This window comes from Streptomyces sp. SM1, assembly GCF_002910825.1.
Taxonomy (GTDB): domain Bacteria; phylum Actinomycetota; class Actinomycetes; order Streptomycetales; family Streptomycetaceae; genus Streptomyces; species Streptomyces okerensis.
In genome coordinates, this window is the sequence record NZ_NEUB01000661.1 from 25,940 (window position 1) to 36,323 (window position 10,384).

Annotated in this window: 12 protein-coding genes and 1 pseudogene; 8 read left to right on the top strand and 5 right to left on the bottom strand. The window is 71.7% G+C overall.

Annotated features, from left to right (window positions below; genetic code table 11):
• The first annotated feature begins 88 nt into the window (after positions 1 to 88).
• From B9S61_RS17780 to groL, 3 genes are all read left to right on the top strand, one after another.
• Complete coding sequence (locus tag B9S61_RS17780; protein ID WP_103543148.1) at positions 89 to 364, top strand: MoaD/ThiS family protein; 276 nt, start codon at positions 89 to 91, stop codon at positions 362 to 364.
• A gap of 430 nt (positions 365 to 794) precedes the next feature.
• Positions 795 to 998 (top strand): cold-shock protein, encoded by a 204-nt coding sequence (locus B9S61_RS17785; RefSeq protein ID WP_004929928.1) that lies wholly within the window; start codon positions 795 to 797, stop codon positions 996 to 998.
• A 392-nt stretch (positions 999 to 1,390) separates the two neighbouring features.
• A complete protein-coding gene (gene groL, locus B9S61_RS17790; protein ID WP_103543149.1) occupies positions 1,391 to 3,013 on the top strand; it encodes a chaperonin GroEL in 1,623 nt (540 codons plus the stop codon).
• Between the two features lie 90 nt (positions 3,014 to 3,103).
• Here the strand turns inward: groL and B9S61_RS17795 are convergent, their stop codons facing one another.
• The 3 genes from B9S61_RS17795 to B9S61_RS17805 all read right to left on the bottom strand — a co-directional run bounded on the left by B9S61_RS17795 (position 3,104) and on the right by B9S61_RS17805 (position 5,721).
• Complete coding sequence (locus tag B9S61_RS17795; RefSeq protein ID WP_103543150.1) at positions 3,104 to 3,673, bottom strand: hypothetical protein; 570 nt, start codon at positions 3,671 to 3,673, stop codon at positions 3,104 to 3,106.
• A gap of 55 nt (positions 3,674 to 3,728) precedes the next feature.
• Entirely contained in the window at positions 3,729 to 4,670 is a 942-nt protein-coding gene (murQ, locus tag B9S61_RS17800; RefSeq protein ID WP_103543151.1) for an N-acetylmuramic acid 6-phosphate etherase, read from the bottom strand.
• A 103-nt stretch (positions 4,671 to 4,773) separates the two neighbouring features.
• A complete protein-coding gene (locus B9S61_RS17805) occupies positions 4,774 to 5,721 on the bottom strand; it encodes a MurR/RpiR family transcriptional regulator (protein WP_103543152.1) in 948 nt (315 codons plus the stop codon).
• A 56-nt stretch (positions 5,722 to 5,777) separates the two neighbouring features.
• Here B9S61_RS17805 and B9S61_RS17810 point away from each other — a divergent pair, with 56 nt between their 5' ends.
• Both B9S61_RS17810 and B9S61_RS17815 read left to right on the top strand, forming a co-directional pair.
• Positions 5,778 to 6,182 carry a hypothetical protein gene (locus tag B9S61_RS17810; RefSeq protein WP_103543153.1) on the top strand — a complete coding sequence of 135 codons (405 nt, stop codon included), beginning with the start codon at positions 5,778 to 5,780 and terminating at the stop codon, positions 6,180 to 6,182.
• Positions 6,179 to 6,457, top strand: a complete 279-nt coding sequence (locus B9S61_RS17815; RefSeq protein WP_103543154.1) for a DUF4031 domain-containing protein — start codon at positions 6,179 to 6,181, stop codon at positions 6,455 to 6,457. Before B9S61_RS17810 ends, B9S61_RS17815 begins: the two co-directional genes overlap by 4 nt.
• Here the strand turns inward: B9S61_RS17815 and B9S61_RS17820 are convergent.
• The gene (locus B9S61_RS17820) at positions 6,439 to 7,524 is read right to left on the bottom strand and encodes a GNAT family N-acetyltransferase (RefSeq protein WP_258039715.1); all 1,086 of its coding nucleotides are present in this window, start codon (positions 7,522 to 7,524) and stop codon (positions 6,439 to 6,441) included. The two genes, B9S61_RS17815 and B9S61_RS17820, sit on opposite strands and share 19 nt — an antisense overlap.
• Before the next feature lie 10 nt (positions 7,525 to 7,534).
• A complete protein-coding gene (locus tag B9S61_RS17825) occupies positions 7,535 to 8,197 on the bottom strand; it encodes a hypothetical protein (RefSeq protein ID WP_103543156.1) in 663 nt (220 codons plus the stop codon).
• A 194-nt stretch (positions 8,198 to 8,391) separates the two neighbouring features.
• Between B9S61_RS17825 and B9S61_RS43465 the strand changes: the two are divergent.
• The 3 genes and pseudogenes from B9S61_RS43465 to B9S61_RS17840 all read left to right on the top strand — a co-directional run.
• Positions 8,392 to 8,885: pseudogene (locus B9S61_RS43465) on the top strand (group II intron maturase-specific domain-containing protein).
• A gap of 108 nt (positions 8,886 to 8,993) precedes the next feature.
• Entirely contained in the window at positions 8,994 to 9,674 is a 681-nt protein-coding gene (locus tag B9S61_RS17835; RefSeq protein ID WP_103543157.1) for a maleylpyruvate isomerase family mycothiol-dependent enzyme, read from the top strand.
• A gap of 112 nt (positions 9,675 to 9,786) precedes the next feature.
• The coding region (locus tag B9S61_RS17840) for a copper homeostasis protein CutC (RefSeq protein ID WP_103543158.1) at positions 9,787 to 10,384 on the top strand (598 nt) is incomplete at its 3' end.

Here is a 10,384-nt window from a genome sequence, read left to right on the forward strand (position 1 = left end):
CTGTTCACCGTTTCGTCCGCGGGCCGGTGGGGGCTGATCGCGCAGTTCCCCGCGCCCCTGGTAAGTCCACCTGACCGGAGGTTTTGTTGTGAGCGTCACTGTTCGGATCCCGACCATCCTGCGTACCTACACCGGCGGGAGCGCCGAGGTGAGTGCCGAGGGGGCGACCCTGGGGCAGGTCATCGAGGACCTGGAGAAGAACCACACCGGGATCGCCGCCCGGGTCCTGGACGATCAGGGCAAGCTGCGCCGGTTCGTCAACGTCTACGTCAATGACGACGACGTGCGGTTCGAGCAGGGGCTGGAGACGGCGACCCCGGACGGGGCCGGCGTATCGATCATTCCCGCGGTGGCCGGCGGCTGATCATTACCTTCGGTAATGACGGTTACCGAGCGTCGAGGACATTGCCCCCTCCGTGAGAGATGCGGAGGGGGCAATTCCATGGGGTTGAGCACGATAGAGTTGGGGAACGCGCTCCCGATCCACTGATCGAGGACCCTTAATTCCTGCCGTACGCCCGACTGGATGTAGCCAAAGTGCGGGCACTCTACGCGGCATTTGCGACGTTTGCCCGGCCCGACTTGCCCTGAGATCGTGCGAATTCTCGCCACATTCCGGACCGGTGTCGTCCAGATTTCTCGTCCGATTGACCTGTTGCAGACGGCAGTTGGACAGATACATTCAGCCGCGGTCGACGCGTTCCGGCGCACGCCCCCAACCGTTGGGGGGTGAGGTCTGACCCGGATTCGCGAAGTGCGGATCTGTGCAAGGGCCAGTAATAGGGGAGTTAGGCATGGCTCAGGGCACCGTCAAGTGGTTCAACGCGGAGAAGGGGTACGGCTTCATCGCGGTCGACGGTGGTGCGGATGTTTTCGTCCACTACAGCGCGATTCAGATGGACGGCTACCGCACCCTCGAAGAAGGCCAGCGGGTCGAGTTCGAGATCTCGCAGGGTCAGAAGGGCCCACAGGCCGACATGGTTCGTCTCAGCGCCTGAACGCGCTATCAACCGGCATTTTCTGCTGACGAAGGGCCCGCGCCTCCCGGGGTGCGGGCCCTTCGCCGTGCCCGCGCACCGCCGGGCTTCGGGGTCCTCGCGGTGCCCGTACCTCCCGGCTTCGGGCCCTCCGCCGTGCCCGCCGGCGCCGCACCCGCCTGTTCGCGGTCGGCTGAGCGACCCCCTGTACTCCTCAGAGGCGCTTGCACTCGCATGGGTCGAGTGCTAATCATTGGCGTTAGCACTCTGAAGGTGAGAGTGACAACGAAGGACCGGGTCGGTGAGGCCCGCAGGCCGTGTGGGGCAAGGAACCACGGGGCCGGCGAGCCGTCCGTCGCGGGCGCGGGCGCGGTCCGAAGGAATCACCCCCAGTCCTGGAGGGACCACTTCACATGGCCAAGATCATCGCGTTCGACGAGGAGGCGCGGCGCGGCCTCGAGCGCGGCATGAACCAGCTCGCGGACGCCGTCAAGGTGACGCTCGGCCCCAAGGGCCGCAACGTCGTCCTCGAGAAGAAGTGGGGCGCTCCCACGATCACCAACGATGGTGTGTCCATCGCCAAGGAGATCGAGCTCGAGGACCCGTACGAGAAGATCGGCGCCGAGCTGGTCAAGGAAGTCGCCAAGAAGACGGACGACGTCGCCGGTGACGGTACGACCACCGCGACCGTGCTCGCTCAGGCCCTGGTCAAGGAGGGCCTGCGCAACGTAGCCGCCGGCGCCAACCCGATGGCCCTCAAGCGCGGTATCGAGAAGGCCGTCGAGGCCGTCTCGGGCGCCCTGCTCGAGCAGGCGAAGGATGTCGAGACCAAGGAGCAGATCGCCTCCACGGCCTCCATCTCCGCCGCCGACACCCAGATCGGCGAGCTCATCGCCGAGGCCATGGACAAGGTCGGCAAGGAAGGCGTCATCACCGTCGAGGAGTCCCAGACCTTCGGTCTGGAGCTCGAGCTCACCGAGGGTATGCGCTTCGACAAGGGCTACATCTCGGCGTACTTCGCCACCGACATGGAGCGTATGGAGGCCGTCCTCGACGACCCGTACATCCTGATCGCCAACTCCAAGATCTCCAACGTCAAGGACCTGCTCCCGCTCCTGGAGAAGGTCATGCAGGGCGGCAAGCCGCTGCTGATCATCGCCGAGGACGTCGAGGGCGAGGCCCTGTCGACCCTGGTGGTCAACAAGATCCGCGGCACCTTCAAGTCCGTCGCCGTCAAGGCCCCGGGCTTCGGCGACCGCCGCAAGGCCATGCTCGGCGACATCGCCATCCTCACGGGCGGCGAGGTCATCTCCGAGGAGGTCGGTCTCAAGCTCGAGAACGCCTCGCTCGACCTGCTGGGCAAGGCGCGCAAGGTCGTCATCACCAAGGACGAGACCACCATCGTCGACGGTGCCGGCTCGGCCGACCAGGTCCAGGGCCGCGTCAACCAGATCCGCGCCGAGATCGAGAACAGCGACTCGGACTACGACCGCGAGAAGCTGCAGGAGCGCCTGGCGAAGCTCGCCGGCGGTGTCGCGGTCATCAAGGCCGGTGCCGCCACCGAGGTGGAGCTCAAGGAGCGCAAGCACCGCATCGAGGACGCCGTGCGCAACGCCAAGGCGGCCGTCGAGGAGGGCATCGTCGCCGGTGGCGGCGTGGCCCTGCTGCAGGCCACCCAGGTCTTCGAGAAGCTGGAGCTCGAGGGTGACGAGGCGACCGGCGCCAACGCCGTGAAGCTCGCCCTGGAGGCCCCGCTGAAGCAGATCGCCGTCAACGGTGGTCTCGAGGGCGGCGTCGTCGTGGAGAAGGTCCGCAACCTTCAGGTCGGCCACGGTCTGAACGCCGCGACCGGCGAGTACGTCGACATGATCGCCGAAGGCATCATCGACCCGGCGAAGGTGACCCGTTCCGCGCTGCAGAACGCCGCCTCCATCGCCGCGCTGTTCCTCACCACCGAGGCCGTCATCGCCGACAAGCCGGAGAAGAACGCGGCCCCGGCCGGCGGCGGCATGCCGGGCGGTGACATGGACTTCTGATCCCTCGAGGATCGGATCCGTCCGTAGCGCGCCCGAGGGCGGCACCCCCTGCGCAGGGGGTGCCGCCCTCGGGCGTTGCGGCGGGACGGGTCAGAGGTTGCCCAGGGGTTCGATGTCGGTCCTGGTGGGTGTGCCCCATACGCGCAGCACCTCGTAGTCGGTGAACTCGTGCACGATCCGGTACGCCATGGCGGGCCGGGGCCCGCGCCGCTGTGCCGCGATGAACAACTCGGCCTCGCGCCGGTCCCGGCGCGGGGTTCCGCACAGCTGCCAGGCCTGTCCGTTCCACAGCTCCGGCAGCCAGCGCTGCTGCGGCTGCGGCCGGTCGGCGCGCATCCCGTACCGGGACGGGGTGGGTTCGGCGGCCGGGGCCTGCGGGGCGGGGCCGTTGAACTCGGCGCGGCGGGCGGTGCGGCGCCGGGTCTCGCAGAGCAGGCACAGGTCGGGGGCGCTCTCGTCGACCGGTCCGGTGGGATGCTCCGCGCAGCGCGTGCTGGGTACGGCCGTGGTGACGGTCTCCTCCAGCAGGTCAAGGGCCCGCCGCAGATCGTCCTTCACTTCGTGCAGCTTGGCGTCCAGGGTGTCGGCGGACAGCGACTCGCCGTGCTCACCCAGGACCCGCAGGGCCCGGCCCAGGGCGGTGAGCTGCGCGTGGTTCATGGTGGATGCTCCAGGTGGGGGACAGGTCCAGTATCCATCCCGGGGTTCCCCCGGGTCAGCCCGCTGCCGCCGCCGCTGCCAGCGCCTCGCGCAGGTGGCCGGCGGACTCCGCGAGGAGACGGGCGGCGGTGGGGCCGTCCACGCCGGCCAGCAGGACCAGGATCGCGTTCTTGACCTCGCCGTCCGTGGCGGCCAGCGCACCCCCGACGGCGTCGTCGTCCGCTCCCGTCACCTGGGCGACGATACGGCGGGAGCGGGCGCGCAGCTTCTCGTTCGAGGCGCGGACGTCGACCATCAGGTTCCCGTACGTCTTGCCCAGCCGGATCATCGTGATCGTCGACAGCATGTTCAGGACGAGCTTCTGGGCCGTGCCGGCCTTGAGGCGGGTGGAGCCGGTGAGGAACTCCGGGCCCACGACGACCTCGATCCCGTGCTCGGCCGCGGCCGCCAGCGCGCTGCCCCGGTTGCAGGCCAGGCCCACGGTGAGGGCCCCGCGTGCGCGGGCGTACGTGACGGCGCCGACCGCGTACGGGGTGCGGCCGGAGGCGGAGACGCCGACCACCGTGTCGTCGGCGGTCAGCCGCAGCGCGGCCAGGTCGGACTCGGCCAGCTCGCGGGAGTCCTCGGCGCCCTCCACCGAGGTGACGAGGGCGTCCGGGCCGCCAGCGATCAGGCCGACGACCCGCGCCGGGTCGGTGTTGAACGTCGGCGGGCACTCGGAGGCGTCCAGTACGCCCAGCCGGCCGGCGGTGCCCGCGCCCGCGTAGACCAGCCGCCCGCCGCGGGCCATCCGCTCGGCGACCGCGTCGATCGTGGCGGCGATCACCGGTACCTGCTCGGCGACCGCACCGGCCACCGAGGCGTCCTCCCGGTTCATCAGCCGGGCGATCTCGTCGATGGGCAACCGGTCGACGTCGGCCAGCTCCGGCCGGTACGCCTCGGTGGTCAGCATGTCCAGCTGGGAGCTGAGGTCGCGGTTGTGGGAGGGAGAAGTCATAGCGGTGTCTTTCCAGCTCAGGGTCGGGCGGCCTGCCTCAGGGGCGCGGGGAACTGCGCGATCGGCCACGGGACCACCCGCGGCCGACAACGACCACCCGCCGTCACGGCGCTCTGCGCACCGCCCGGTGCCGATGCGCCAACGCCTCGTAGGAGGCGGCCAGCGCGGGCGCCGCCGCCTCGTACGTCCGCTGGGCGACTCCCACGAACAGGCAGTCCACCACCAGCAGTTGCCCCGTCCGGGAGGACATCGCGGCCGGGCGCAGCTCGCTCTCGCGGGCCGTGGAGGTGGTCAGCACGTAGTCCGCGTACTGCGTGACGGGGCTGTCCGGGCGGCCGGTGACCGCCACCGTCGTCGCCCCGTGCTCGAAGGCCACCCGGAGCGGTTCTATGACGTCCCCGGTCGAGCCGGAGTGGGTGACGGCGATCGCCACGTCCCCCGCGCGGAGCTGCACCGCGTTGGTGACGGCGAGGTGCGGGTCGCTGTGGGCGTGCGTCAGCAGGCCTATGCGCAACAGTTTCTGGGTGAGGTCCTGGGCGACGAGCCCGGACGCGCCGACGCCGTACACATCCGTACGGCGGGCGCCGGCCAGGGCGTTCACCGCGGCGGTGAGCTGCACGGTGTCCAGTCCGGCCGCGGTGTCGGCGAGGGTCTGCTGCTCGTCGTAGGCGAGCTTGGCCACGACGTCGGCTATGGGGTCGTCCACCGCGATGTCCGTGGTGATGGCGGGCGCCCGCCCGGACTGCTGCTGGGCGGCGAGACCGGCCAGGGCGAGGCGCAGATCGCGGTAGCCGGGGTAGCCGAGCAGCCGGGCGGTGCGGACGACGGTGGCCTCGCTGGTGCCGGTGAGTTCGGCGAGTCCGGTGACCGTGAGGGCCGCGCAGCCGGCCGGGTCGTCGGCGACGGCCTCGGCGACCCGCTGCATGGAACGGGTCATCGTCGGTGCCAGCGTGCGCACCTTGGCCGCGAGGGCGGCGGGTGCGGGCGGCGGAGGCGGCGCGGGGGCGGGGCCCGGAGCACCTCCGAAACTTTCCTTCACTTCATTGGTCACGTCATGAAAGATATTTTCGCCCCGGCCCCGCGGTCAAGAGTGCGCACAATAGGGGCATGGACCCCCACCACCCCCAGGACGAACCCGGCGCCCGCCCGGTCGGCCCCCTGGAACAAGCGTTGCACGCGGCGCGCGCCCTCGTGCTGGCCGATCTGGTCGCGCGCGAGGTCGCCGAGGCGGACGTGGTCTCCCTGGTCGAGGACTCCGTGACGCACCGGCGCTGGTGGGTCGAGCAGTGGCCGGACGGTGTCGGATTCCTCGCCGGGCTGGTCGCCCAGGACGTGCAGGACGCCCTGCTGGAGCGGTACGGCCGCTGGCCGCTGTGCCCGGTGTGCCCGGCCGGCGACCCGCACGCGCTGGAGGTGGAGCCGGAGCTCGGCCCCGACCCGCACTGGGTGTGCCACAAGGCGGGAGTGAAGGTCGCGGCGGTCGGCGGCCTGGGCGGAGCGGCGTCCTCGTGACCGTGTACATCGACCCGCCCACCTGGCCGGGCCACGGCCGGCTCTGGTCCCACCTCGTCAGCGACCTCTCCTACGCCGAACTGCACACCTTCGCCGACAGCCTGGGCGTGCCCCGCCGCGCCTTCGAACGCGACCACTACGACATCCCGCAGCACCGGTACGCGGACGTGGTGCGCGCGGGGGCGCTCGAGGTCAGCAGCCGCGAGGTGGTGCGGCTGCTGGACGGGGCGGGACTGCGGCGCCGCAAGGGGGCGGCTCAGCCGCGCAGTTCGTAGGTGATCTGCCCCGCGTCCTCGGCGATCCGGGTGAAGCCGGCCCGGGCGACGACCTTCTGCGAGGGCACGTTCTCGTGGTCGACGACGGCGGCCACGGTCCGTACGCCGTCCTGCTCCAGCGCCCGGGCCGACAGCGTGCGCAGGGCCTCGGTGGCGTATCCGTGGCCGCGGGCGCCCGCCACGAGGTCGTAGCCGATCTCGACGCGGCCGTCCGCGTCGGGGACGGTGTGGAAGCCCATCGCGCCCACCGCGCGGTCGTCCTCCCGCCGGACCAGCACGTACATGCCCCACTCGGGGTGGAACACGCCTTCCTCGTACTGCTTCACCATCATCCCCGCGCCCTCGCGCGTGCCGTCGGCGGCGGCCCCGCCGACCCACTCGTAGCCGCCGTCGCCCGCCAGGGAGAGATCGGCGGCGGTCGCCGGGGTGACGCCCTCCAGGGTGAGCCGCTCCGACCGGAGCACCGGGTTGTTGCTCCAGTGCCACCGGGTGACGGGTTCCCGGCCCGGCAGGTCACCGCGCCCGGTCGCCCAGAGCAGGGTGCCCCACGGTGTGGGGCCGGGCCGCACCCGCGGGAAGATCCGGGTCAGGACGAAGGAGGCCAGCTCGGCGGGCGGCTCGTAGGAGATGCCCGTCCCCTCGGCGATGTCGTGCGTGTGCAGCAGCACCTCGGCCACGCCCATCGCGGCGAAACCCTCACGGTTCGCGTGCCGGAAGGGGTACGGGTGGAAGGCGCGGACCGCGCGCGGGGTGGTGCGGACCGCGGCCGCGAGCAGGGCACCGGTGGTGCTGATCACCTGGAGGAGGCCCTCGTTGTCGGCGGGGTCGAGTCCGTCCTCGCTGCCGTCGAGGGTGATCTCGAAGGGGACGTACGCTTCCTGCGCCCGGCCGGCGATCTGTCCCGCGTACGCGATGAGATCGCTTGCGACGTGCGCCGCCGTCTCCCGGCAGTTCCACTCCAGCCGCCCGGCCCTCGCACCCGTCCAGTCCCGGTCGGTGACCGACCCCAGCGCCGCCACGCAGTGCGCGACGGCCTCCTCCACCTGTTCCGCTCCCACAGCACGCATGCGGGGCAGGTTAGGCGGGCGGCACCGCCGGGGTCGACAGCATTTCCAGCTCGCCCCGCAGGTTGTAGCGGGCGGTGGCCTCCCAGTGCTCCTGCCCGTACGGCGTACGGAACAGCCGGGGCAGGGCGAGGAGTCGCCGCAGTACGTCGGCCCGGCCCGCCCGGAAGGCGTCGCTGGGCACGAAGGAGTACTCCTCGCGGACGGCGGCGGTGTACGCGGCGTACGACGACGGCGGCGCGGCGAGGATCGCGAGGTCGGCGTCGCACAGCACCTGGCCGTCGCGGTCGTCGCCGGCCGGATCGTGCGTGACGGTGAGCCGGACCAGCCGCGCCACCTCGGCGGTCCGCTCCGCCGGCACCCCGGCCTCGGGCAGGGCACGCTTGGCGAGCCGGGCGGAACGCTCCTCGTTCTCGGACCGGTCCGGCAGGTACACGGCGTCGTGGAACCAGGCGGCCAGCCGTACGACGTCCGGGTCGTCCGCGTGGCCGGCCAGCTCGTCGACGCGGTCGAGGACCGCGGTCAGATGGGTGAGCGTGTGGTAGTGCCGCTGCGGCTCCTGCCAGCGGCCGAGCAGGTTGTCGGCGTACGGCGACGGATCGGGACCGCCGCCGGGCCCGCGGACCCCTTCCAGGGCGCGGGCGAAACGGGCACGCAGGGCTTCGGTGTCGGCCATGCACCCATTGTGCTCACCGCGCGCCGGGGACGGTGACGGTGCGGACGATCTTCCGCTGGGTAGGGTGAGCGGCCGAATCCCGAACGACTGTCCGCAAGCCGCCCTCCCGGGGCCCGCGTCCGGCAGCCGCAGGCGTGTGTGCCGCCGGTGCCGTGAGCGCCGGTGAGTGCCACGGGCGACGCGGCGAACAGAGAGTGAGCAGCCTGGTGCAACCAACGTTCGTACTGGTCCACGGAGCCTTCGCGAACTCCTTCTCCTTCGCGCCGCTCCAGGCCGAACTCGGCCTCCTCGGACACCGTTCGGTCGCCGTCGACCTGCCGGGACACGGCTTCGCGGCGACCTACACCCGCGCCTACCAGGCGCCCCAGGGCTCGCCGCGGCGCCCGGCGCGGTCAAGGGCGTCACGCTCGCCGACAACGCGGCGCACCTGATCGGCGTCCTGGAGCGGGCCAGGCGGAACGGCCCCGTGATCCTCCGCGGCTGGGGAAACTACTTTCGAACCGGGAATGCTGCCCGGAAGTTCCGGTCTGCTGACGAGTACGTGGTGTGGCGGCTCCGTAGATTGATGGTCAAGAAACGGGGATGCAACCTACGGCGTGGCCAGCGGCAGGAATGGGCAGAGGGGTGGTTTGCCGGGCACGGCCTGTATCGACTGCGTGGCACGATTCGCTATCCGAAGGCTGCGTAACCTGGTCAAGAAGATCATCGGTAAGCCGTGTGCGGGAAAACCGCACGCACGGATTGAAAGGGGAAAGGGGAATCGGGCCCGAAAAAGGCACCGCGCCCCGGACTACCAATGACGACTCCTGCGGATGTGACAGACGTACGAGACCCCGAACTGCCCGGACGGCTGCTGACCGTCGAGCGGGACGCGCTGATCCCGCTGCTGCGGGGGAGGGCCGACGAGGACTTCGCGCTGCCGGTCGCGGCGTGTCCGGGATGGACGGTGCGGGATGCGCTGGCGCACTGCTCGGCGGCGCTGTCCCGGGTGGTGGAGAGCCGGTTCGAGAAGGACGTGTTCTCGCCCGAGAGCAATGAGCGGGACATCGCCGAGCGGGCCGGGTGGACGAACGCCCGGGTGCTGGACGAGCTGGAGCGCGGGATGACCGAGGCCGGTCCGCTGATCGCCGGGACGGGCGGGCTGCTGGACGGCCTCGCGCTCGGCGAGTGGGTGCACGCCGGGGACGTACGGGCCGCACTCGGTGAGCCGGGCGCGTACGGGGGCGCGGGGCTTCCGTACGCGCTGGTGCTGCTGGCGCAGGCCACGAGCCGGCCGGGGCACGTGTCGCTGCACGCCGACCTCGACGACGTCGACGAGCCGCTGCGGCTGGGCGGCACCTCGGGGGAGCGTCCCCCGGCCCGCTTCATCGGCGACGGCCCGACGCTCGTACGGCTGTACGCGGGGCGCCCGCTGGACGGGGCGTCGTACGAGCTGGCCGGGGTGGAGGCGGCGGAGCTGAACATCTTCGGGGGCTGACCGCGGGGGCGGCGGAGCCCCGCTCGGGCGGACGGGCGTAGGCTTGGATTGGACTAGACCTCTAATGGGCAGGTCTGTCCTGTGCCCGACCGAGTCCGACGAATGGGGTCCCATGAGCAAGCGCGCAGTCCTGGAGGTGATCGCCCTCGACGTCGAGGACGCGGTGGCCGCCCAGGCCGGAGGTGCGGACCGCCTCGAGCTGGTCACGGACATGGCGGCGGACGGGCTCACGCCGGCGGCGGCGACCGTCGCGGGGATCCGGGCGGCCGTGGACCTTCCGGTGCGCGTGATGCTGCGGCTGGCGGACGGGTTCGCGGCGGGGTCCGCCGAGCGGCTGGTGGCTGCCGCGGGCGAGATGCGCGAGGCGGGGGCGGAGGAGTTCGTGCTCGGGTTCCTCGACGCGGACGGTGGGGTGGACCTGGCGGCGGTGGAGCGGGTCGCCGGGGCCCTGGAGGGGTGCCGGTGGACGTTCCACCGGGCCATCGACCGGGCCGCCGACCGGGCGGCGTTGCGCAAGCAGCTCGCGGATTTCCCCGGACTGGACACCTACCTGACGGCCGGGGCGGCGGAGGGGGTCGACGCGGGTCTGGCGACGCTGCTGGCGGAGGCGGGGCGGCGGGGGGAGCCGGGGTACGAGCAGCGGCTGCTGGTGGGGGGTGGGCTGCGGCTGGAGCATGTGGCGGGGCTGCTGGACGCGGGGATCGACGCGT